Below are 22,319 nucleotides of genomic sequence, written 5' to 3' on the forward strand. Positions count from 1 at the left end.
GAACCAACCAGTAACCCGTACCTCAGTCGCGGGCTACTCCGTCGCGGCGGGCGGCGTCGGCGACTGCTGCTGCTACGGCGGGGGCGACGCGCGGGTCGAACGGGGACGGGATGATGTAGTCGGCGCGGAGCTCGGCTGCGGGGATGAGGTCGGCCAGCGCCTCGGCGGCGGCCAGCTTCATGCCTTCGGTGATGCGGCTGGCGTTGACGTCGAAGGCGCCGCGGAAGATGCCGGGGAACGCCAGCACGTTGTTGATCTGGTTCGGGAAGTCCGAGCGACCAGTGGCGACGACCGCCGCGTGCCGGTGCGCGATGTCGGGGTGAACCTCGGGGTTCGGGTTGGCCAGAGCAAAGATCATCGCGCCGGGAGCCATCCGCGCGATGGCCTCCTCCGGAACGGTGCCGCCGGAGACGCCGAGGAAGACGTCAGCGCCGTCGAGCGCATCGACGAGCCGGCCGGAGATACCGCCCGTGTTGGTGTCCTGCGCCAGCGAAAGCTTGACCGGGTTAAGGTCCGGGCGGTCCTCGTGCAGCACGCCCTTGCTGTCCACCACCGCCAGGTCGCCGACGCCCGCCTGCAAGAGGATCCGCGCGCAAGCGACCCCGGCCGCACCCGCGCCAGAGATCACCACGCGAATGTCGGAGATGGACTTGCCGGTCAGCCGCAGCGCATTGCGCAGGGCGGCCAGTACGACGACCGCGGTACCGTGCTGGTCGTCGTGGAAGACCGGGATGTCGAGGCGTTCCTTCAGCCGGCGCTCGATCTCGAAGCAGCGCGGCGCGGAGATGTCCTCCAGGTTGATGCCGCCGAAGGTCGGCGCCAGCCGGACGACCGTCTCGACGAACTCGTCCACATCGGTACAGTCCAGCGCGATCGGCACCGAGTCGACGCCGCCGAACTCCTTGAACAGCAGGGCTTTGCCCTCCATCACCGGCAGCGACGCGGCAGGCCCGATGTTCCCGAGTCCGAGTACCGCGGTGCCGTCGGTGACGACCGCGACCACGTTGGACTTCCAGGTGTACTTGCGGACCAGCGCCGGGTCCTCGGCGATCGCGGTGCAGACCCGGGCGACGCCCGGCGTGTAGGCGCGGGACAACTCGTCGGCGTTGCTCACGTGGACCGAGGACGTCACCTCGATCTTGCCGCCGAGATGCAGCTCGAAGACCGGATCACCGGCGTACCGATCGGGCTGCGGGGCGGACGGAACCACTTCGGCGACCATGGCAAGAGACCCTTCACTTCGGAATGCAGGCAGAAGACATGCAGGAGCGAGCGTTCGATCGAGGGTGCGTCGAACGGCGCCGTTGCCAGGGGGTCACCCGTCGCTACGAGTAAACCACAGGACACACTGGTCCTATCTGTGAGGGTTCCCACACAGCAGTACCGCGGGTGACGATCGAGTCTCGTCCACCGTTTGCACCCGTCAGGTGACTGCCTGCTGTGCCAGGATGCGAACCTTCCACAACCGGCACGAGGAGTACTCGCGATGAACCAGATTCTGCGCACGAGCCGCCGTACGGTGGCAGCCGCCTCGGCCGCCGTTCTCGCCCTCTCCCTGGTCGCCTGCGGTGGCGACGACTCCGGCGGCGGTGGCGGCAGCTCGGACAAGGCCAAGGAGGCCGGCATCACGCTGGTCAAGTCCGGCAAGCTGACCGTCTGCACGCACCTGCCGTACAAGCCGTTCGAGTTCAAGGACGGCACCAAGGTGGTCGGCTTCGACTACGACCTGCTCGACCTGGTCGCCAAGGACCTCGGCGTGGAGCAGGAGGTGGTCAACATCGAGTGGTCGCAGATCACCTCGGGCGCCGCCTTCGCCGCGAAGAAGTGCGATATGGGGATGGGCGCGATGACGATCCGCGCGGACCGGCAGAAGGCGCTGGCGATCACCGACCCGTACATGGACGCCACCCAGGTGCTGCTGGTGAAGAAGGACTCGCCGTACAAGTCGCTCGCCGACCTGAAGGGCAAGAAGGTCGGCGTCCAGGCCGACACCACCGGCAAGGACTACGCGGACGACAACAAGGCCGCCAACGGGTACGACGTGCTCGTCTTCGCCGACCTGACGCTGCAGACCAACAATGTCAAGTCCGGCCGGGTGGACGCCGCGATCAACGACAACGGCGTGCTCTACCCGTTCGTCTCGGAGAACCCCGACACCGCCGTGGTCGCGGAGTTCGACACCGGTGAGAAGTACGGCTTCGCGGCCAAGAAGGACGACCCGTCCGGCACCAAGCTGGTGGAGAAGTTCAACGAGCTGCTGAAGAAGGCCAAATCCGACGGCAGCTACACCGAGATCTACAAGAAGTGGTTCAAGACCGAGCCGAAGAAGTGAGCGCGCCCGACCACGCCCCCGCCGTACCCCGGCGGGGGCTGAGCCCCCGGCAACGCTCGCAGCGGTGGCGGCTGGCGCAGTACGGCGTCCTGGTCGTGCTGGTCGTGGTCGCGATCTTCTCGGCCAACTGGAAGCAGATCGGCGACGTCTTCTTCCGCCCGGCGCTGATCAAGGCGGCCTTCACCGAGGGACTGCCCGAGGCGCTGCTGAAGACGCTCGAGTACACCGCGGGCGCCTTCGTCATCGGCCTGGTCGGCGGCACCGTCCTGGCGCTGATGCGACTCAGTTCCGTCGGCCCGTACCGGTGGCTGGCGACCGCGTACATCGAGTTCTTCCGCGGCCTGCCGGCCATCGTGGTGTTCATCGCGTTCAGCCTGCTGCCGCTCGCGTTCGAGGGGATGACGATTCCCTTCGACCCGTACGGCGTGGTCTGGCTGGCGCTCGGCATCGTCGCGGCCGCGTACATGGCCGAGGTGATCCGGGCCGGCATCCAGGCGGTGCCGAAGGGGCAGGTCGAGGCGGCCCGCTCGCTCGGGATGCCGCCCGGCCTGGCGCTGCGCAAGATCGTGCTGCCACAGGCGTTCCGGATCGTGCTGCCGGCGCTGGCCAACGACCTGATCCTGCTGGTCAAGGACTCGTCCCTGGTCTTCATCATCGGGGTCTCGACCTCGGCCAACGAGCTGACCGGGTTCGGCCGCGAGCTGGCCAACAGCGAGTCGAACCTGACGCCGCTGATCGTGGCCGGCATCTGCTACCTGATCATCACCCTGCCGCTGGGCATCCTGGTCCGCCGGCTCGAGGCGAAGGCTGCGAGGGCGCGCTGATGGCACTGGTTGAGATCAACGACCTGCACAAGTCCTTCGGCAGCAACCACGTGCTGCGCGGGATCGACTTCACCGTCGAGGAAGGTGAGGTGGTCTGCGTCATCGGGCCGTCCGGCTCCGGCAAGTCGACGCTGCTGCGGTGCGTCAACCTGCTCGAAGTACCGGAGCAAGGCCGCGTGACCGTCGCCGGGGAGGACATCACCGACCCGGACTGTCATCTGGACGCCGCGCGGGCCCGGATCGGGATGGTGTTTCAGCAGTTCAACCTGTTCCCGCACCTGTCCGTACTGGCCAACTGCACAGTGGCCCAGACGACGGTACTGCGGCGCAACGCGTCGACGGCCGATGAGATCGCGCGCAGCAACCTGGATCGCGTCGGCCTCAACGACAAGGTCTTCGCGTACCCGATGCAACTGTCCGGTGGGCAGCAGCAGCGGGTCGCGATCGCCCGCGCCCTGTCGATGGACCCGGCCCTGATGCTCTTCGACGAACCCACCTCGGCGCTCGACCCCGAACTGGTCGGCGACGTCCTGACGGTGATGCGCAAGCTCGCCCTGGACGGGATGACGATGCTCGTCGTCACCCACGAGATGGCCTTCGCCCGCGAGGTCGCCGACCGGGTGGTCTTCATGGACGGCGGCGTCATCGTCGAGCAGGGCCCACCCGCCGAGGTGATCGGCAATCCGCAACAGGAGCGCACCCGGACCTTCCTTCGCCGGGTACTCGACCCGACCCACGTCGAACCGACCTGACGGTGGCCGGGCCGGTCCGTAGTACGGGACCGGCCCGGACCGTGGGTCAGCGGCTTACTTCAGCGCAGGCGTAGAGGTAGGGATCCTGGCCGTGCCGGCGGAAGTACCCGTCGTCGGAGAAGGTGACGTGGCCGCAGTACGTCTTCGTGCCGCTGAAGGGGATTCCGACGGTCTTCGTGCAGTAGTTGTCGTGCCAGCAGACCGCCTCGCTCACCGAGCCGCCCAGCCGCTTCACCGGCGCGTCCGAGATGACCGTCAGCACTCCCAGGCCGTCGGTACCGGACCGCGGACTGCAACCGTTGAAGCTGCCGCGGAGATTCACCTTGCCGTTCACCGAGTAGCGTCCGATGGAGATGCTGATCGTGCACGGCGAGCCAGTGCCGTAGTAGCCCCATCTCCAGTTGAGGACCTGCGAGCTCGGGTCGGCCTGGGCCGGCGTCACCGCCGTCAGGCCCGACACCAGCACCGCGAGCGCGAGCATGATCCCACCGAGAACTCTTCGTGAGCTGCTGAACATCTGCACTACCCCGATTCTTGTTCGTGAGATTCCTTCTCAAGCTGTCTAACACCACCGGCGCGGCATCGGAACCGTTGCCGACTGCAACTTCCTGCAAACTGGGAGTCACCAGAATGGTCACGTAGTGTGTTCAACGGCTGACGACCGGTACCACGGCAGGAGGGCTTGCCGGGCTCTGCGGTGAGCATCACTACGATCGGGTCTCCATTCAGGTCGGATCAGTGCGCAGAACCTCTGGGGCTGTGCCAAGATGCGGAAAAAGCTGCCTTGGAGGGCCTAGAGATGTCAGTTCTGCGTATGACCCTTGCCGTGTGTGGGGTCGTGGTGCTGTCCGCGAGTGGATGCGGTTCGGACAGCCTGTCGGGTAGTTCCCCGTCGACGAGCACCTCGTCGTCGAGCCAGCCGACCACCGGCGGCTCCACGGACCCGGCACTGGCGGCGGCGCTGCCGGCCAAGATCAAGACGGCCGGCAAGATCACCGTCGGCGTGGACGCGACCTACCCGCCGAACGAGTTCCTCCAGGGCGGCAAGACCGTCGCCGGGATGGACGTCGACGTGTTCGACGCCGTCGCGAAGAAGTTCGGCGTCACGGTCGACTGGCAGCCGGCCGGCTTCGACACCATCATCACCGGCGTGCAGAGCGGCAAGTACGACCTGGGCATCTCGTCGTTCACGATCAACGACAAGCGCAAGGCGCAGGTCAACATGGTCAGCTACTTCAACGCCGGCACCCAGTGGGCCACCGCCGCGGGCAACCCGAAGAAGGTCGACCCGGCGAACGCCTGCGGCAAGACCGTCGCCGTGCAGAAGGGCACCACCCAGCTCGAGGACGACATCCCGGTCAAGCAGAAGGCGTGCAAGACCGCCGGCAAGCCGGAGATCAAGCTCATCATCCGCGAGAAGCAGGACGCCGCCACCGCCGACGTCGCCACCGGCAAGGCCGACGCGATGCTCGCCGACTCCCCTGTCGTGCTGTACGCGGCCAAGCAGTCGCAGGGCCAGGTCGAGGCGCTCGGCGACATCTACGACGCCGCGCCGTACGGGTACGTCGTACCGAAGGCCGAGACCGACTTCGCCGCGGCGCTCGCCAAGGCGCTCAAGGCGATCGATGCCGACGGCTCCTACAAGGCGGCCCTGAGCACGTGGGGCAACGAGTCGGGCGCCATCACCGACTTCGCCGTGAACCCCTGAGATGACGTCAGGTACCGACGACTCGCGTCCGGTCGATCTGCCCGCCACCGAGGCGGCGGACCGGCCGGGCGCGATCGAAGCCGTCCCGGTCCGGCACCCGGGCCGCTGGGTCGCCATCGCCGTGCTCGCGGTGCTGTTCGCGATGTTCGTGCACCTGGTGGTGACCAACAAGGAGTTCCACTGGAAGTTCGTCTTCCAGGCGATGAACCAGTCGCCGGTGCTCGAAGGCCTGGTCAAGGGCACCTTGCTGGTCACCGTGCTGAGCATGGTGGTCGGGGTCGGCGGCGGCGTGCTGCTGGCCGTGATGCGGCTGTCGGACAACCCGATCCTGTCCGGGGTGGCCTGGCTGTTCACCTGGTTCTTCCGGAGCGTGCCGCGGTACATCCTGCTGTTCACGATGGCCACCCTCGGCATCCTGTTCAAGCAGGGGCTGTCGTTCGGTGTCCCGTTCGACTGGAAGATCATCGAGTGGCTGGGGATGTCGGGTGACTGGCGGTTCCTGACGCTGGACGCGAACCAGGTCTTCACCGGGATCGTCGCCGGCGTACTGGGCCTCGGTCTGTCCGAGGCGGCCTACATGGCCGAGATCGCCCGGGCCGGCATCCTCAGCGTCGACAAGGGCCAACTGGAAGCCGGCGAGGCGCTCGGGATGAGCCGTGGCAAGGCGATGCGCCGGGTCGTGCTCCCGCAGGCGATGCGGGTGATCGTGCCGCCGACCGGCAACGAGACGATCGCGATGCTCAAGGACACTTCACTGCTGATCGCAGTACCGGTGACGACCGAGCTGTTCTACCAGCTGCAGTCGATCGGAAGCGTTTACTACAAGACCTTCCCGATCGCCGTCGCCGCGACCTTGTACTACCTGGCGGCGACCAGCGTGCTGATGGTCGGCCAGTACTTCCTCGAGCGGCACTTCGGCAAGGGCTTCGGGACCAAGGCTCCGCGAGCCGCCCGCCCGGCCGGGGCGGGAGGCGCCTGATGACCCAGCCTTTGGTTCACGCGGTCAATGTAAGCAAGTCGTTCCACCACAACGAGGTGCTGAAGGGCATCGACCTCGACGTCGACGAGGGCCGGGTGGTCTGCCTGCTCGGCCCGTCGGGCTCGGGTAAGACCACCTTCCTGCGCTGCATCAACCAGCTCGAGACGATCGACGGCGGCCGGATCTGGGTCGACGGCGACCTGATGGGCTACGCCGAACGCGACGGCAAGCTCCACCGGCTGCCCGACAAGCAGATCGCGGCCCAGCGGCGCGAGATCGGGATGGTCTTCCAGCGGTTCAACCTGTTCCCGCACATGACCGCGGTGGAGAACGTCGCCGAGGCGCCGGTGCAGGTGAAGGGTGAGTCCAAGAAGGCGGCCCGCGGGCGTGCGGTCGAGTTGCTGGAGCGCGTCGGGCTGGCCGACCGCTGCGCGGCGTACCCGGCGCAGCTGTCGGGCGGACAGCAGCAGCGGGTGGCGATCGCGCGAGCACTGGCGATGCAGCCCAAGCTGATGCTGTTCGACGAGCCGACCTCGGCACTCGACCCCGAACTGGTCGGCGAGGTGCTGTCGGTGATGCGCGAGCTGGCGTCGGAGGGGATGACGATGATCGTCGTCACCCACGAGATGTCCTTCGCCCGCGAGGTCGCCGACACGGTCGTCTTCATGGACGGTGGCGTGGTGGTCGAGTCCGGCGCCCCGGCCGACGTGCTCGGCAACCCGCAGCACCAGCGCACCAAGACCTTCCTGACCCGGCTGCGTTCGGAGCACGAGCACCCGTAACCAGCCGCCGGTGCATATCTTGGGCCGGAGAGTGGAAGATGTAACTCGATGGGCCCGGCGCCCATCGGTTCAGCGCGCCTGGGAGGCAAAGCACTGTGAGCAGCAACGGACGATCCGCCGAGGTCCGCCTCAGCATTCCCGCGGACAGCGCCTACATAGCGGTGCCGCGGTCGGTCGTCGGCAATCTGGCGGCCCGCAACGACTTCACCGTGGACGCGATCGACGATCTGCGGATCGCGGTGGACGAGGCCTGCGCGCTGCTGCTCCCGCAGGCCTCCGACGGCGTCCTGGACCTGCTCTTCGAGATCGCCCCGCCACAGCTGACGGTCTCCACGACGGCCACCGTGCCGAACGGCTGGAAGCCGGACACCGGCTCGTTCGGCTGGACGGTGCTGACCGCGTTGGTGGAGTATGCCGCCGCCGAGACCGTCGACGGGCGGCTGACCATCACGGTGTCGTCGTCCGCCACCACGTCGGAGAAGGCGTGACAGAGGATCGACCCCTGGAGAGCGAGCCCCAGGAACCCGACCTACGCACCAAGACCGCCACCTACTTCTCGGCGATGGGCGGTTCGGCACCAGGAGATCCGGTCCACACGCAGGCCCGCGATGCCCTGGTCTCGCTGCACATGCCACTGGTGGAGCACCTCGCCCGGCGCTTCCGCAACCGCGGCGAGCCGTACGACGATCTGGTCCAGGTGGCCACGATCGGCCTGATCAAGGCGATCGACCGGTTCGACTCCGACCGTGGGGTCGAGTTCTCCACCTACGCGACGCCGACGATCCTGGGTGAGATCAAGCGGTACTTCCGGGACAAGGGCTGGGCCATCCGGGTGCCGCGCCGGCTCCAGGAGCTGCGACTGTCGCTGACGGCGGCGACCGCTGAGCTGACGCAGGAACAGGGGCGGGCGCCGACGGTCGGGGAGCTGTCCGAGCGGCTGGGGCTGCCGGCCGACCTGATCATCGAGGGCCTGGAGTCGGCGAACGCCTACAACACGCTGTCCCTCGACGCCCCGGACCAGAACGAGGCGGACGCCACGACGGTCCTGGACGGCCTGGGAGGCGAGGACGAGGCGCTGGAGAGCGTCGAGTACCGGGAGTCGCTCAAGCCGCTGCTGGCCCAGCTGGACACCCGCGAGAAGCGGATCCTGACGCTGCGGTTCTTCCGGGGCATGACCCAGTCGCAGATCGCCGACGAGATCGGCATCTCCCAGATGCACGTCTCCCGGCTGCTGGCCCGCACGCTCACCGAACTGCGGGCAGGCCTGCTCAAGGAGTAGTCGGTCAGAGGACCGGATGGTCCTCGTCGCCCGGCTCGCGGTTGAGGGCGTCCATCGACGGCTTCTGGAAGACGGCGGCCAGGACGGCGACCGCGGCGACGGCCAGGATCACCGAGACGAACCTGGTCGAGCCGCCCCAGAAGCTGTACGCCATGAACAGCTGGATCAGCTGGGCGAAGACGGCCGGACCGCGGCTCCAGGGCGAGGTCCGGTAGAGCCCGCGGGCGACGAAGAGCAGGCCGGCGCCGTACAGGAGCAGGAAGCCGGCGGTGGTCAGACCGAGCACCAGCCGGTCTCTGTCGATGGTTATTGCTTCAACAATTCCCAGAACAGCGAGCACAAGGCCTTCCGCTGCGACCACAGCCGCGGCTAACTTGAGCGGGCGCGGAGCTGTGGACGGCGTCGTTTCGGTCGGCACGAGCTCCAGCGTAGTGCTGGGCGCGGAGCAGGAGTGCGCCCGGCCGGAGAGCAACCGGGACGACGACCCTCTTCCCCCGGGAGCTCAAGGGTCGACGAACCTCAGCCCCACAGGGATTGAAGTTTTGCGTAACCCCAGGGCTGTTGGATCGGTTACTTGCAGTGAACGGGTGATCGCACCGAGGTTGACTCGTCCGGTTTCCGGACGTGGTGAACCGCTGTGCACCGGTTCGTAGTGTTAAGAGAGTGTTGTGATCGGATCGACAACTCCAGAACCCTTGTTTCGATCACACTAGATTGGGAACATGGAGTCGTTCGTGAAAACGTTCACAACGCTCCGCACCACCCCCGTGCGAGTACAGGCGCGCTGACTTGGGCACAGACCAGGCCGTCAGCGTCACCAAACTACTGAGAGAGATGGGATCCGCCATGGATTGGCGCCACCGGGCCATTTGCCTCGATGAGGACCCGGAACTATTTTTCCCCATTGGCAACACCGGGCCCGCGATCATGCAGATCGAGGAGGCCAAGCAGGTGTGCCGTCGCTGCGACGTGCGTGAACAGTGCCTCGCCTGGGCGCTGGAAGCCGGCCAGGACCACGGTGTCTGGGGCGGTCTGAGTGAGGACGAGCGACGCGCTCTGAAGCGCCGCAACGCCCGCGCTCGCATCCGCACTGCCTGACCCGAGTTTCGACGCAGGCCCCGCGGGATCCGCGGGGCCTTTCGATTTCTAGCGGTACGACGGTAAAAACCTCGCGTTGTTTCTGAAGAACTGTGGACTTCTCGCCACGGCTGTTCAGAAATTACGACAGCGTCCTGAGTGGGAATTTCGTGCTTCAGCTCCGGTGTCCAGGTGCGTGCATCGCGGTGCTTGAGGAGCGTCCTCGATGCGGAGCATCGTGGATGCTGCTCAAGTGCCGTGAGGTGCGTGCCTGGGCGCCGGAGATGTGCATGAAATTCCCACTCAGGACGCTCTTCACTCCTTGACCGGAAAGTCAAGGACTACCGTCGTGCCCGGGCCGTCGGTGCGTGGGTGGAATTCGAGCAGTCCGTCGAGTTCGCCGATCACCAGCGTGCGGACGATCGACAGCCCCAGGTTGCCGGACGTCTCGGAGTCGAAGTTGGCCGGCAGTCCCTTGCCGTCATCGGTCACCACCACCCGCAGCCGCCCGACGCTTCGCTGGGCGGCCAGCTCGATGGTGCCGGTCGGGTTCTCCGTCGACCTGCTGCCGAAGGCATGCTCGACCGAGTTCTGCATCAGCTCGGTCAGCACCATCGCCAGCGGGGTCGCGATCTCGGAGTCCAGTACGCCGAACGTGCCGGTCCGGCTGATCGTCACCTCGGCCGAGATCGTCGACACGTCCGCGACCATCGCGGCCACCCGGTCGGCGACGTCGTCGAAGTCGACGTGCTCGTCGAAGGACTCCGACAGCGTCTCGTGCACGATCGCGATCGATCCCACTCTGCGGACGGCCTCGGCCAGCGCGGACTGCGCTTCCGGCACGGTGATGCGCCTTCCCTGCATTCGCAGTAACGCGGCGACGGTCTGCAAGTTGTTCTTGACGCGATGATGAATCTCCCGGATGGTCGCCTCCTTGGTGACCAGCTCCCGCTCCCGGCTCCGCAGCTCCGTGACGTCGCGGAGCAGGATCAGCGCGCCCACGTGCTCGCCCTCGGCCCGCAACGGGATCGCGCGCAGGAACAGGGTCGCGTCGGAGTTCTCGATCTCGATCTCCTTGGCGGCCCGGCCGGTGAGCACCGACGCGAGCACGTCGTCCACCTTCTGCCCACTGTGGATCAGCTCGCCGGTGATGTCCTTCAAGCGGCTGCCGACCAGGTCGGTGACGAGTCCCATCCGTCGGTACGCGGACAACGCGTTCGGGCTCGCGAACGTCACCATGCCGTGACGATCGACGCGGATGCAGCCGTCCCCGACCCGGGGCGTGGTGGAGAGCAGCCGCTCCCCGCCGTACGGGAAGATGCCGTCGGTGATCATCCGGGCCAGGTCGGTCGCGCTCTGCAGGTACGCGATCTCGAGCCGGCTGGGCGTCCGGACGCCCAGCAGGTTGGTGTTGCGGGCGATCACGGCGATCACCCGGGCGCCGCGGCGTACCGGGATGGTCTCGACCCGGACCGGCACGTCGTCGCGCCATTCGGGGTCGCCCTCGCGGCAGATCCGGCCGGTGTCGTAGGCCTGGTCGAGCAGCGGGCGGCGGTCGCGCGGCACGAAACTGCCGACGATGTCGTCCAGGTACGCCGTCGGGCCGGTGGTCGGCCGCATCTGCGCACCCGCCCAGAAGCCGAGCCCTTCGGTGTCGGGCAGCCAGAGCACCAGGTCCGCGAAGGACAGGTCGGCCAGCATCTGCCAGTCGGACACCAGCAACTGCAGCCGGTCCAGGTCCGCCTGGTCCAGCGTCGTGTGGTTCCGCGCCACATCGCTCAAAGACGGCACGGCCCTGAGCCTAGGGCATGGGCTGTGGCTGGTACTGCCGACTGGTGGGCCTGGCGGGGTGGTACTGCGGGCTGGTGGGCCTGGCCGGGGTGGGTACGGGGTGGTTGCCGATGTCGGGCGTGGGCAGTCTCGACAGGATGGGGTGGATGGGTGTTGATTGAGCAGGTCCAAGTGAAAGGATGCATTGGTGGAGTCGACGTACTGGCAGGACGTGATGGCCGCGGACTACGCGGTACCCCGCGACCGTGCGCTGACCGACCTCACCGAGGAGCTCGTCCGGGGCCTGGCCAGTACGAACCCGCAGGTGCGGGACGCGCTGGCCTATCCGACCCTGGCCACCTGGCTCGAGCGCGGGGTCTACGACGACCTGCTGCCTGGATTCGGTGACGGTCTCTGCGCCGGACTCGCCTACGGGCTCGGGGAGGACGGCACCGACACGGTGTTCCGGCGCTCGTTCACCGCGCTGACGCTGGCGGAGGTGATCCACCGCGACAACGCCGAGTTCCTCGTCCATGACGAGGTGGTGATGCGCTGGGGCGACCGGCTGGCCACGTGGTTGCTGCGCGAGCGCGACCTGCGTGGGTATGTCGCCGATTGCGGGTGGGCGCATGCCGTGGCGCATGGGGCCGACGCCATCGGCGCACTGGCACGCTCACGGCACTGCGACGCTGGGGTGCTTCGGGCACTGCTCGACGTACTGGCTGACCGGATCGTGAAGGAAACGCAGTACCGGTGGGTGCACGAGGAGCATGACCGGGTGGCGCACGCGGTGATGACGATCCTCCACCGCAACATGCTGACCAGCGACGAACTGGAGCGCTGGCTCAAGCCCGTCGCGGCCACCGCCGCCCAGCAGCCCCTGATGCACGAGACCCTGCCCGAATGGCCGACCCCCAACGTCTTCAACGCCCGCAGCGTCCTGCACGTTCTGCTCAGCCAACTCGCAATCGGCGTCAAAGGCTTCCCCATCCCCGGCGACGACGAACTCTTCGGCCGCCCCATCGAAGCCCGAGCCGACATGCTCCTGCTGCTCACCGAAGCCGTCCGAGGCTCCCAGCCCTACATCTACCGCCCCGCCGCCACCACCACCTGACCAACCGACTCCCCACGCCTGCTCCGCCATCCGCTCCTCCGTCGCGTCCGCGTTCGCTAGCTCCCACCCACCCCCGAGCGCGGGTTCCTCCGTCACCCACTTGGTGACGGCGCTGGGTGGCGAGCCCGGCGCTGCGGGTGCTGTTGTTGACACGGGCTCAGCCCGGCGCCGCGTCGTGCTGTGGTCGGCCGACCGTTGAGGTTCAGCCCGGGTGGTGACCTGGATGTAGATGGGTTGATCGCACGCCGGCCCGGCGCAGCCGAGCATGGTGGTCGACCGACTGGTGCCCCCAGCGGTGTGGCGGATGCAGATGGGCTCTGACGTCCGCGATAACGCAGATACGGGCGACCTTGTGCTCCACCTGAGTGTTTCGCCAACGTCTGAATGCTCAGGTCAAGCACAGAGTGGCCGTCGCAGTGGGACGGATGGATTGTCAATGATGTTGCGTAGGGTTCGGGCTGGTTGTGCGCCTGCTGTTGCTGAGGATCGGATCTGATCGTTTCTATGACTGTTGCCGTGTCCTGGGCCCGGATCACCGGCTGGCTTGCTGTTAACCATCCGGCGATGGCTGCCATGATCAATCCGCCTGCGACGGCTGTGGATCTTCGCTACCTTCAGGCTGCCGTCAACCGGCCGCTTCCGGGGGACTTGGTCGAGCTGCTGGAGTTGGCCAACGGTACGGAGCATCGGGCGGTTCGGGGGTCGCTCATTCCGACGCTTTACAACCTCGTACCGGTGATGGAAATGCTGTCCAGGCGGCAGATGGAGCAGGAGATCCAGCGGCGGGTCTACGGGGCAGGTCCTCGGGCGGGCGAGGGTGAGCCGGCCGGGCGGCCGACAACGGAATGGCTCGACAGCTTCTTGCCCATCGCGGACGCGTGGGACGCGGGTCTGCTGTACGTCGATCTGCGCGACGGCGAGCGATTCGGGTGTGTCTGGGAGTGGTACCCGGAAGGTGGCATGGAGTCGGCACCGTGGTGGTCCGGCGTTGGTCAGATGCTTGAGGAGATCGCAGGCGCGCTCGTCGACGGTCGTCCAGCTCTCCGGGCGTACGCGAGCGGAGCCGTCCCGCCGGAGAAGCGGCTCCCGCCGCAGCTGGCGGGTGTGGACGACGGCTACCTCCGTTGGTCCAGCGTGCCGGACTGAGCCAGACCACGGTCGGCCCGGCTGAGATCGCCTGCTAGTTGATGTCGAACTCGTTGCCTTCTGGGTCGGTCATGGCGATGGCGTAGTGGTCCAGGCCCGGTTCGGCGATGGTGCGCAGGCGGGTTGCGCCGAGGGCTACGAGGCGAGTTGCCTCGGCCTCGACGCGGTCGCGCCTGGTGTCGAGGGAGGAGCCGCGGCCGCCGCTTGCGTTGATGTCGAGGTGGAGGCGGTTCTTGATCGACTTCTGCTCGGGGACGATCTGGAACCAGATCCGCGGGCCCTCGCCGTTCGGGTCTTCGATGCTGTCGGCGCCGGTACCGAGCTCTGCCTCTGGTACGCCGATCGATCGGTAGAAGTCGTCCCACGAGTCGAAGCCTGCCGGTGGAGGGGCGATGACGTAGTTCAAGGCCGCCGCCCAGAAATGAGCGAGCGGTTCGGGTGATCTGCAGTCGATCACCAGCTGGTACGACACCGACATTCGAACCTCCAGGAGCCTCTGGTCTTCGATCAGCGTCGCAGGCCCCTCCGACAGTTTCGCCCCCGGTGCGGATGGGTCAGCGGTCGAACCGGGTCGCGAGGCCGTCGAGGATGCAGTCGAGGCCGAAGGTGAAGTCGAGGTCGGGGTCGGGTTCTTCGGCTTCGTGGATGCGGCGGGCGAGCATGGGGTGTTCGCCGGCGGCGAGGATCTGGGTGATGTACGGGCCGTGGCTGTGTTGCCATTCCTCTTTGGTCAGGCCGGAGCGTTGCTCGGCGAGGAGGGCGGCTTGCTGGCCGGCCACCGAGCCCAGCACGTACGCGCGTATGGTGCTGAGCGCTTGCGAGGCCGCGGTGATATCGGGGGTGAGCGCGACGGCGGCGCGCAGTGCGGCTTCGGACCGGCGCAACGAGTTGGGACCGAGCGAGGGCCTGCCCGTCAGCTCACCCGCCAGCCACGGGTGCCGCAGCAGGGTCGCGCGCAACGCGTGCGCAACCGCGGCCAGGCCAGCGCTCCAGTCCCCCGCGCTGCCGGCATCCCCGTCCGGCCGATCGGTGTCTCCGGGAAGTGGCGGCTCGGGGAGCGGGTCTTCGGCGTAGACGGCGTCGATCATCAGGTCGATCAGTTCGTCGCGGTTGGTGATGTAGCGGTAGAGGGTGGCTGTGCCGGAGCCGAGGTCGCCGGCGACGCGGCGCATCGAGACGGCGTCCAGGCCTTCCGCGTCGGCGACGGCCAGGGCGGCCGCGACGTACTGGTCGACGCCGGGAGCGCGTCTGGCCGGTTGCGGGCGCTGCCTGGTCCACACCGACGAGGGCGCGGGGTCGGTCATCGAGCGGGTTCCTTTCCTCGTTGACACGCCATCCTAGCTTATGGCTACGCTGTAGCCATGACGAATACATCGTATCCAGAAGTGCCGGTACTAGTCGTCGGTGGCGGCAGCGTCGGGCTGATCGCCGCAGCGCTGCTCGTCCATCACGGCGTACCGGCCGTGCTGGTCGAACGCCGATCCGGGCCGTCGATCCACCCGCGTGCCACCGGTGTCGGCGCGCGTACGGTCGAGATCCTCCGCGAACTCGGTCTCGACGCGGCCGCGGACGCCGTCGCGGTCGACCTCCAGGGCGCCGGCGCGGTGGGCAAGGCGGTAGCGCGGACCGTCGTCGAGATGGGCGCGGGCGACGTGGCGACCGTGCCCATGCCCAGTCCGCCCGCCGGCGAACTGGATGTGACGCCGTTCAAGCTGCGCGGCGTCTGCGCGCAGGACCGGCTCGACGCCGTGGTGGCGGCCGACCTGGTACGCCGTGGCGCGGACCTGCGCTGGTCGACCAACCTGGTCGGCATCACGCAGGACGCCGACGGGGTCGACGTCGAGCTGGAGGGGCTGGAGGGTCGCTACACGCTGCGGTGCTCGCGAGTGGTGGCTGCGGACGGTGGGCATAGCGCGGTACGGACTGCGCTCGGTGTTGGTACGTCCGGAACGGGTGACCTGGGCAAGTCGATGATCAACATCCTGTTCCGCACCGATCTGCGGCCTCACCTGCAGGGGATGTCGTTCGGCACCTGCACGATCACGACGCCGGACGCGCCCGGCCTGCTGGTCACCGTGGACGGCGAGTTGACCTGGGTCTTCCACGTGGCCTGCGATGTCGACGCCGGCGAACGGCCCGAGGACTTCACACCCGAGCGCTGCGTCGCGATCATCCGGGCGGCGGTGGGCGATCCGGATCTCGAGGTGGAGATTCGTAGCGTACTTCCCTGGCGACCCCGGAGTTCGCTGGCCGATCGCTTCGCCGTCGGGCGGGTGTACCTCGTTGGGGATGCCGCGCACACCGTTTCCCCGCTGGGCGCGTTCGGCCTCAACACTGGCGTCGCCGACGCCCACAACCTGGCGTGGAAGCTGGCCGCCGTCCACCACGGCGAGGCAGGCGTCGCCCTGCTCGACACCTACGCCCAGGAGCGCGAACCAGTCGCCGCGACGACGGTCGACCAGGCAATGCGCCGGCTAGGCGACCCGCAACTGCATTGGGGTCGCGGACCAGAAGCCGACGCAGCACGAGCGGCGGCGGGGGTCTGGGCAGCCCCAGTCGTGCACCTCGGCCAGCGCTACGACTCGGCCGCCATCATCAACCCCCAACCAGTACTACCGTCCGCTACCGACCTGGCGGCAGCACTAGACGGCTCCCCCGGCTCCCGAGTCCCCCACGCGTGGGCCGACGGGGTATCGACGCTGGACCTGGTCGCCTCCCACTGGACCCTCCTAGTAGGCGCCCCCAGCAACCACATGACTGTCGAGAGCAGTGGCGGTAGCACGGGCGCCGGGCGCGGCGGCGTGGGCGCCGGGACCGGTGGCGTCGTCGCAGGGAGCGGCGGCCTCGGCACTGGGGGCGGTGGTGTGGGTGCTGGGAGCGGTGCTGTGGGTGCTGGGAGCGGTGGTCTGGGTGTTGGGAGCGGTGGTCTGGGTGCTGGGGGCGAGCGGTGGCTTGCGGCGGCGGCCGAGGTTGGCTTACCGGCGTACCGGGTTTCTGTGCCGTGGCTGGCCGATGAGGGGGTCATGCTGGTGCGACCGGACGCGATCGTTGCGATGCGGGTCAGCGGTGCAGTGCCGGAGCCGGTGCGCTTCATCACCGACGCGCTGGACCGTCTGCTGGCCAGGCCTATCCCAGTGCCAATCACCTGACCTGAGGCTGGCACCAGTACCACGCGGTGCGGTCGGCTTGGCGGGGTGTCGCGCCACCTGCGGGCGGTAGGTTGGTGGGGTGTCGCGGCAACTGATCGAACCGACTGTCCGGTTGCATGCCGAGTGGCTGGAAGGGCATGCGGAGTGGGGTCCGGGGCTTCATGAGGACGGCTTCGGCGTGGGCGCCTCCGATGACGTCGAGTCAGCCGAAGGGTTCGCCGCTTGGGTCGCCCGGCTGGGCGCACAGACGAACGCAACAGTCCGATGGATCGTCGAGAACGACCAGGTACAAGGCGGTATCGCCCTCCGCCACCAGCTCCACGAACAACACGGCCATATCGGCTACGGCATCCGCCCCTCCGCCCGCGGCCGAGGCCTCGCCACCTGGGCCCTGGGCGAAATCCTCAACCACGCAAGCAGCCTGGGCATGAACCGAGTGATGCTCGTCTGCCTCGCCGACAACCTCGCATCCACCAAAACCATCGAGCACCACGGCGGAGTACTCGCCGACATCCTCCACAAAGACGACCGCCCCGTACGCCGATACTGGATCAACCTCGCCGACCGCAGGGACTCCGATGGTTGAGGAGGTACTGCCAGTGAAGGAAGACGTGCAGACCGCCGTACCGCACGCATGGCGGGAGACTCTCGGCGCGATCGTCGACTCACTCGTCCGAGGAGACGTCCGCATCGGCCACGGCATCGAGAACGTCGATCCCCTCTCCAAGGACCGGTCGAAGCGATGTCGCGAGAATGTCGAAGCCTATGGACGGGTCACCTTGAGCCGGCTGCCGGAGACGACTTGGGACAGCTCGGTCGCGAGGTGGCAAGGCGACCGCTGGGACTGTCTGGTCGACCTCTGGACCGCCGAGGAGGGCCGCAGCGACCTCGTACTCCGCCTCGAAGTCCTCGAAGACCCCGAAACCGCCTTCCGCTTTCGTCCCTATCTCGTATACGTCGCCTAAGCAGGAGCAGGCCCTGACCGGACCGGTCGACAGGTGGTTGGCGCGGGCCGTAGCGTCTCGGGGATGGGCCGGTTTGCGGAAGTGACGATGTCGAGGGTTCCGCCGGCCATCGGCGTACCGGATCCGCTGCGGATGTTGTTCGAATGGGTGGATCTCAACGGCTTCGTCCACACGGACGAGGACGGCGAACTCTGGGGTTCGCTGTCGCACGACCCGTTCAACGGGCCCGGCTCATACCTCCTCATTCGCGGTAACAGCAGCGACGAGGTGGGTGATCGGCTAGCCGGCTGGGTCGCTCCCGTGCGCGATGGAGTACCGGTCGTGTGGCCGTTCTGCAGAACCGGTGGTGACGGTTCGATGGCTGCTCTGTGGCACGCACCCGACGGGCGGGATCTCATCGTCCATCTGGCCTCCGGGAGCGGATCGCTGCTTATGTGCGTCCTGGGCGAGAACGCCGTGGACTTCCTTCGCCTGCTCGCCATCGGCTACGACGAGATCTGCTGGAACGACGGCTGGTCCGAGCCGCCGGTGCCCGAGCCCGGCCGCGAGGTCGTGAACCTCCCCTACCGTCACTGGGTCGAGACGACGTTCGGCGTCGAGATCCCCGCCACCGGTCTGGAGATCATCCCCAACCCCGCCGAGTGGGGCGACGAAGACACCACCGACCTCTGGTGCCGGACGGTCAACGAAACAGGCGAGTGATCACGCCAGGTCTTGCAGGTGCTGGGTTTCGTTGAGGGTGACGACTTGGTGGCTGAAGTGGGTGTCGTTGCGGACCAGGGTGGTGATGCTGCCTGACTTCAGCGGAAAGAAGCCGCGGTCGCTCGACACCATCGGCATCCCGATCCAGGCGGCGATCAGGTAGCTCGACGCTGAGCCGTGGGAGACCACGATCTGGTTGTCGACCGGTCGGTCGATGATGTCGTCGAGCGCCGGGTACAGCCGCTCGACCAGCGCCAGCCGAGTCTCCGCACCAGCCGGCCCGTCGTGATGACCGAGCCGATCCCCGTACTCCGGAAGCGGAATCCGCCGCTCGTCGAGCCACGCCTGCGGGCGCCCGTCCGCCTCCCCGTTGGACCTCTCCCGCAGCCGAGCATCAGCCCGTACTCTGACCGAGAACCGGCGAGCGATCCGCTCCGCCGTCTGCCGAGCGCGCCGCAAATCCGACGAGTGAACCTCAACCGCCTGCGACCTGATCCTGCTGGCCAGCACCTCACCGATCCGCTCAGCCTGCAACCGCCCCCGGCCAGTCAACTCCGAGTCGTACCACCCCCCAACCACCCCATCAACATGATGCTGAGCCTCAGCATGCGTCACCAGGTAGATGCGTTTCACTTCGGTACGGCGATCGTCGTGATCACGGCGCGGTGATCGGAGCCCTCTACCTCGTACGTCTGGAACTTGCCTGGCAGGATGTCGTCGGAGATGACCACGTGGTCTATCTGGGTGCGGAAGAGGACCGGGCGGTTGGCGGGCCAGGTGCCTTGGAAGCCTTCGCCGACGCTGGGGCCGACGCTCTTGCAGCCCCGGCCCAGAGCGGACCGGAAGTCCGCGTGATCGACAGTCGCGTTGAAGTCGCCCGCCACCACCGTCGGGGATCCCGCCGCGCACCAGTGCTTGACGACCTGAAGGTCCTGCTTCCAGATCGTCACGTCCTTCGGCAGCGGCGGATACCCGTGGTACGCGATCAGCCGGAGCTTCCCCAGGTTGCCGCCGGTGATGATGATGTGCCCGAACTGAGTTGTCGTCTGCTGGACCGGCCCGATCGTCACCGCACCCGGATCACCCGCGCCCGGTTTCGAAGTGGTACCGGGCTGTTGTGAGCTGACGCTGCCGGTGTCCAGTTTCTCGGAGTCGAAGTGGACGTTGCCCAGGTCGGCCGAGACCAGCACGCTGGTGGCGCTCTCGACCTCGGCGTTGGCCTGCTGCGTGTACCCGTAGTACCGCAACCCCGACAGATGCGACTCGATCTCCTGCCGTACGTCGACCTGTGCCTCCGGCAACGAAACGATGTCCGGCCGGTGGGTATTGATCAGCTTCGCCACCTCACCCGGATCCGCTCCCCCACCCAGCACATTGGCGACCATCACGGTCAGCGCCCGCGTACCGGCCGGTGGCGGCGTCGGCTCGGAGAACTGCCGGGGCGCTACCAGCGCGCCACCGGTGAGGGCCAGCAGGATCACCAGACCGGCCGCGATCCGCCAGTTCCAGCGCAGCAGCATCGCCAGCCCGAGTACCAGCACCAGAACCAGCAGCTGAGGACGGAAAGAGACCAGCTGGGTGAAGGGAGTGACCTCGTCCAGCCCGTACAGCTCGGGATACAGGGGCAGAGCAACAACCAGGAGGAACAACACGGAAAGGACGCCCCGCCGCAGGTTCCAAGCCGCATCAGTATCCATGCCCCACCCTGAAGGTCTAGTCGCTGTATGTCGGCGAGCGGTAGCGTTCACCGCGCCCTTGTGTCCCCGAGGAGGTTGCTGTGTCCAAACTTGCCGCGGTCAGACCCGCGTACTGGATCGCCGGCGTACTGCTGGCGGCCTCAGTGGTCGTACCGCTCCTAGTCTCCACCTACGCCAAGGACGAACCCAGATTGTGGGGTTTCCCGTTCTTCTACTGGTACCAGCTGCTCTGGGTCTTCATCTCCGCGATCACGGTGAGCATCTCGTACCAGCTGGTGACCCGCGAGGAGCGCAGGCGACGGGCCGAGACGGGCCTCGATGCCGGGTCCAGCCGCAAGGAGGGCGAGCGATGAACACCAAGGTCGACTGGGTCCAGCTGATCATCGTCATCGTCATCTTCGCCGCCGTCACCGTGATGGGCTTCATGGCCGCGCGCTGGCGCCGGTCGGGCGAGCTGGACAGCCTGGACGAGTGGGGTCTGGGCGGCCGTGGCTTCGGCACCTTCATCACCTGGTTCCTGCTCGGCGGGGACCTCTACACGGCGTACACGTTCGTCGCCGTACCGGCCGCGATGTACGCGACCGGCGCGATCAGCGGCTTCTTCGCGGTGCCGTACACAATCGTGGTTTACCCGATCATCTTCATCTTCATGTCCCGGCTCTGGTCGGTCGCGCACCGGAACGGGTACGTGACCCCGGCAGACTTCGTCGGCGGCCGGTACGGAAGCCGCGGACTCTCACTGGCCGTGGCGATCACGGGCATCCTGGCGACGATGCCGTACATCGCGCTGCAGCTCGTCGGCATGCAGGCGGTCTTCGAGACGATGGGCCTGGGCGGCAGCAACACGCTCGCCAAGGACCTGCCGCTGCTGATCGCGTTCGCGGTCCTCGCGGCCTACACGTACTCGTCCGGCCTGCGCGCGCCGGCCATGATCGCGTTCGTCAAGGACGGCCTGATCTACCTGGTGATCGCCGTCGCGATCATCTACCTGCCGCACGCGCTCGGCGGCTGGGACACCATCTTCGACGCCGCCAAGCAGAAGATGGCGACGCCGAACCCGGCCACCGGAAAACCGACCGGCGCCTTCATTCCTGGTGAATCCGGATACTCCGCGTATTGGACGCTGGCGCTCGGATCGGCGATGGCGCTGTTCATGTATCCGCATTCCGTGACGGCGGTACTGTCCACCAAGAACCGAAACGTCGTCCGCCGGAACGCGGCCATCCTGCCGGCCTATTCACTGCTGCTCGGATTGCTCGCCCTGCTCGGATTCATGGCGATCACCGCAAAGGTCAACATCAAGGGCCTGGACGGCCTGGCGAACCCGCAACTGGCGATTCCGCGGCTGTTCGACCAGGAATTCCCGGCCTGGTTCGCCGGTATCGCCTTCGCGGCGATCGCGGTGGGCGCGCTGGTGCCGGCGGCGATCATGTCGATCGCGGCCGCCAACCTGTTCACCCGCAACATCTACCGCGACTTCCTGAAGAAGGACGCGACCCCGGCGCAGGAGGCCAAGGTCTCCAAGCTGGCCTCGCTGCTGGTGAAGTTCGGCGCGCTGATCTTCGTGCTCGGGATGGACAAGACCATCTCGCTCAACCTGCAGTTGCTCGGCGGGATCTGGATCCTGCAGACCTTCCCGGCGATCGTGGTCGGCCTGTTCACCCGGTGGTTCCACCGCTGGGCGCTGCTGGCCGGCTGGGCGGTGGCGATGGTGTTCGGCACGATCTCGGCGTACAACGTGATCAACCCGGCGACCAAGAAGCACTTCGGCGGTTCGCTGGCGAACTTCCCGTTCACCGAGAAGCAGGTCTACATCGGGCTCACCGCGGTCTCGATCAACCTGGTCGTGACGGTCGTGCTGACGCTGATCCTGCGGGCGCTAAAGGTGGCCGAGGGCGCGGACTCCACCCACCCGACCGACTACCTGGCCGACGCGGGCGATCCCGGCGTGAAGGACCTGCCGGAGCTGCTCGACGACGGTGGCGCGGCGCCTGCCAAGGCGTAGTACAACAGATAGTGGTTGGTCCGACACGCTAAGGAGTC

The 22,319-nt window shown here is 67.3% G+C and carries 25 protein-coding genes; 17 read left to right on the top strand and 8 right to left on the bottom strand.

Annotated features, from left to right (window positions below; all coding sequences use genetic code 11):
* Positions 1-22: 22 nt before the first annotated feature.
* The gene (locus ACIA12_RS30255) at positions 23-1,222 is read right to left on the bottom strand and encodes an NADP-dependent malic enzyme (RefSeq protein ID WP_396370577.1); all 1,200 of its coding nucleotides are present in this window, start codon (positions 1,220-1,222) and stop codon (positions 23-25) included.
* A 264-nt stretch (positions 1,223-1,486) separates the two neighbouring features.
* On the opposite strand from ACIA12_RS30255, the gene ACIA12_RS30260 reads away from it, so the two are divergent.
* From ACIA12_RS30260 to ACIA12_RS30270, 3 genes are read left to right on the top strand one after another with little or no spacing between them, the layout of a single operon-like run.
* Positions 1,487-2,332, top strand: a complete 846-nt coding sequence (locus ACIA12_RS30260) for an ABC transporter substrate-binding protein (protein ID WP_396370578.1) — start codon at positions 1,487-1,489, stop codon at positions 2,330-2,332.
* Positions 2,329-3,156, top strand: a complete 828-nt coding sequence (locus tag ACIA12_RS30265; protein ID WP_396370579.1) for an amino acid ABC transporter permease — start codon at positions 2,329-2,331, stop codon at positions 3,154-3,156. The genes ACIA12_RS30260 and ACIA12_RS30265 overlap by 4 nt, the downstream gene beginning before the upstream one ends.
* On the top strand, positions 3,156-3,908 hold the full coding sequence (locus ACIA12_RS30270) for an amino acid ABC transporter ATP-binding protein (RefSeq protein ID WP_396370580.1): 753 nt from the start codon (positions 3,156-3,158) through the stop codon (positions 3,906-3,908). Before ACIA12_RS30265 ends, ACIA12_RS30270 begins: the two co-directional genes overlap by 1 nt.
* A gap of 46 nt (positions 3,909-3,954) precedes the next feature.
* Here the strand turns inward: ACIA12_RS30270 and ACIA12_RS30275 are convergent, their stop codons facing one another.
* Positions 3,955-4,431, bottom strand: a complete 477-nt coding sequence (locus tag ACIA12_RS30275; protein ID WP_396370581.1) for a hypothetical protein — start codon at positions 4,429-4,431, stop codon at positions 3,955-3,957.
* A 276-nt stretch (positions 4,432-4,707) separates the two neighbouring features.
* Between ACIA12_RS30275 and ACIA12_RS30280 the strand changes: the two genes are divergently transcribed.
* The 5 genes from ACIA12_RS30280 (at position 4,708) to ACIA12_RS30300 (ending at position 8,656) form a co-directional block, all read left to right on the top strand.
* Positions 4,708-5,616, top strand: a complete 909-nt coding sequence (locus ACIA12_RS30280; protein WP_396370582.1) for an ABC transporter substrate-binding protein — start codon at positions 4,708-4,710, stop codon at positions 5,614-5,616.
* Position 5,617: 1 nt separating this feature from the next.
* Positions 5,618-6,595, top strand: a complete 978-nt coding sequence (locus tag ACIA12_RS30285) for an amino acid ABC transporter permease (RefSeq protein ID WP_396370583.1) — start codon at positions 5,618-5,620, stop codon at positions 6,593-6,595.
* Entirely contained in the window at positions 6,595-7,377 is a 783-nt protein-coding gene (locus tag ACIA12_RS30290; protein WP_396370584.1) for an amino acid ABC transporter ATP-binding protein, read from the top strand. The genes ACIA12_RS30285 and ACIA12_RS30290 overlap by 1 nt, the downstream gene beginning before the upstream one ends.
* Positions 7,378-7,472: 95 nt before the next feature.
* Entirely contained in the window at positions 7,473-7,865 is a 393-nt protein-coding gene (locus tag ACIA12_RS30295) for an ATP-binding protein (RefSeq protein ID WP_396370585.1), read from the top strand.
* Positions 7,862-8,656 carry an RNA polymerase sigma factor SigF gene (locus tag ACIA12_RS30300; protein WP_396370586.1) on the top strand — a complete coding sequence of 265 codons (795 nt, stop codon included), beginning with the start codon at positions 7,862-7,864 and terminating at the stop codon, positions 8,654-8,656. Before ACIA12_RS30295 ends, ACIA12_RS30300 begins: the two co-directional genes overlap by 4 nt.
* Positions 8,657-8,660: 4 nt before the next feature.
* On the opposite strand, the gene ACIA12_RS30305 is transcribed toward ACIA12_RS30300, so the two are convergent.
* Positions 8,661-9,074 carry a hypothetical protein gene (locus ACIA12_RS30305; RefSeq protein ID WP_396370587.1) on the bottom strand — a complete coding sequence of 138 codons (414 nt, stop codon included), beginning with the start codon at positions 9,072-9,074 and terminating at the stop codon, positions 8,661-8,663.
* A gap of 428 nt (positions 9,075-9,502) precedes the next feature.
* On the opposite strand from ACIA12_RS30305, the gene ACIA12_RS30310 reads away from it, so the two are divergent.
* Positions 9,503-9,754, top strand: coding sequence for a WhiB family transcriptional regulator (locus ACIA12_RS30310; RefSeq protein ID WP_270137079.1), 252 nt, complete (start codon positions 9,503-9,505; stop codon positions 9,752-9,754).
* A 294-nt stretch (positions 9,755-10,048) separates the two neighbouring features.
* Here ACIA12_RS30310 and ACIA12_RS30315 read toward each other — a convergent pair whose 3' ends face one another.
* Positions 10,049-11,524, bottom strand: a complete 1,476-nt coding sequence (locus tag ACIA12_RS30315) for a sensor histidine kinase (protein WP_396370588.1) — start codon at positions 11,522-11,524, stop codon at positions 10,049-10,051.
* A 187-nt stretch (positions 11,525-11,711) separates the two neighbouring features.
* Between ACIA12_RS30315 and ACIA12_RS30320 the strand changes: the two genes are divergently transcribed.
* Positions 11,712-12,617: a DUF2785 domain-containing protein gene (locus ACIA12_RS30320; protein WP_396370589.1), complete on the top strand. Its 906-nt coding sequence runs from the start codon at positions 11,712-11,714 to the stop codon at positions 12,615-12,617.
* Between the two features lie 504 nt (positions 12,618-13,121).
* The gene (locus ACIA12_RS30325; protein WP_396370590.1) at positions 13,122-13,763 is read left to right on the top strand and encodes an SMI1/KNR4 family protein; all 642 of its coding nucleotides are present in this window, start codon (positions 13,122-13,124) and stop codon (positions 13,761-13,763) included.
* 34 nt (positions 13,764-13,797) lie between these two features.
* On the opposite strand, the gene ACIA12_RS30330 is transcribed toward ACIA12_RS30325, so the two are convergent.
* Positions 13,798-14,241: a VOC family protein gene (locus ACIA12_RS30330; RefSeq protein WP_396370591.1), complete on the bottom strand. Its 444-nt coding sequence runs from the start codon at positions 14,239-14,241 to the stop codon at positions 13,798-13,800.
* Positions 14,242-14,317: 76 nt separating this feature from the next.
* Entirely contained in the window at positions 14,318-15,067 is a 750-nt protein-coding gene (locus tag ACIA12_RS30335) for a TetR/AcrR family transcriptional regulator C-terminal domain-containing protein (RefSeq protein ID WP_396370592.1), read from the bottom strand.
* 57 nt (positions 15,068-15,124) lie between these two features.
* On the opposite strand from ACIA12_RS30335, the gene ACIA12_RS30340 reads away from it, so the two are divergent.
* From ACIA12_RS30340 to ACIA12_RS30355, 4 genes are all read left to right on the top strand, one after another.
* Complete coding sequence (locus tag ACIA12_RS30340; RefSeq protein WP_396370593.1) at positions 15,125-16,912, top strand: FAD-dependent monooxygenase; 1,788 nt, start codon at positions 15,125-15,127, stop codon at positions 16,910-16,912.
* A gap of 79 nt (positions 16,913-16,991) precedes the next feature.
* On the top strand, positions 16,992-17,498 hold the full coding sequence (locus tag ACIA12_RS30345) for a GNAT family N-acetyltransferase (protein WP_396370594.1): 507 nt from the start codon (positions 16,992-16,994) through the stop codon (positions 17,496-17,498).
* Complete coding sequence (locus ACIA12_RS30350) at positions 17,491-17,877, top strand: hypothetical protein (protein ID WP_396370595.1); 387 nt, start codon at positions 17,491-17,493, stop codon at positions 17,875-17,877. The genes ACIA12_RS30345 and ACIA12_RS30350 overlap by 8 nt, the downstream gene beginning before the upstream one ends.
* 63 nt (positions 17,878-17,940) lie before the next feature.
* Positions 17,941-18,579 (top strand): hypothetical protein, encoded by a 639-nt coding sequence (locus ACIA12_RS30355; protein ID WP_396370596.1) that lies wholly within the window; start codon positions 17,941-17,943, stop codon positions 18,577-18,579.
* On the opposite strand, the gene ACIA12_RS30360 is transcribed toward ACIA12_RS30355, so the two are convergent.
* Entirely contained in the window at positions 18,580-19,212 is a 633-nt protein-coding gene (locus tag ACIA12_RS30360; RefSeq protein WP_396370597.1) for a histidine phosphatase family protein, read from the bottom strand.
* The gene (locus tag ACIA12_RS30365; protein ID WP_396370598.1) at positions 19,209-20,276 is read right to left on the bottom strand and encodes an endonuclease/exonuclease/phosphatase family protein; all 1,068 of its coding nucleotides are present in this window, start codon (positions 20,274-20,276) and stop codon (positions 19,209-19,211) included. The genes ACIA12_RS30360 and ACIA12_RS30365 overlap by 4 nt, the downstream gene beginning before the upstream one ends.
* Before the next feature lie 80 nt (positions 20,277-20,356).
* Between ACIA12_RS30365 and ACIA12_RS30370 the strand changes: the two genes are divergently transcribed.
* Positions 20,357-20,629, top strand: coding sequence for a DUF3311 domain-containing protein (locus ACIA12_RS30370; RefSeq protein WP_396370599.1), 273 nt, complete (start codon positions 20,357-20,359; stop codon positions 20,627-20,629).
* Complete coding sequence (mctP, locus tag ACIA12_RS30375) at positions 20,626-22,281, top strand: monocarboxylate uptake permease MctP (protein WP_396370600.1); 1,656 nt, start codon at positions 20,626-20,628, stop codon at positions 22,279-22,281. The genes ACIA12_RS30370 and mctP overlap by 4 nt, the downstream gene beginning before the upstream one ends.
* Positions 22,282-22,319: the final 38 nt, after the last annotated feature.

This window comes from Kribbella sp. NPDC051620, assembly GCF_044453825.1.
Taxonomy (GTDB): Bacteria; Actinomycetota; Actinomycetes; order Propionibacteriales; family Kribbellaceae; genus Kribbella.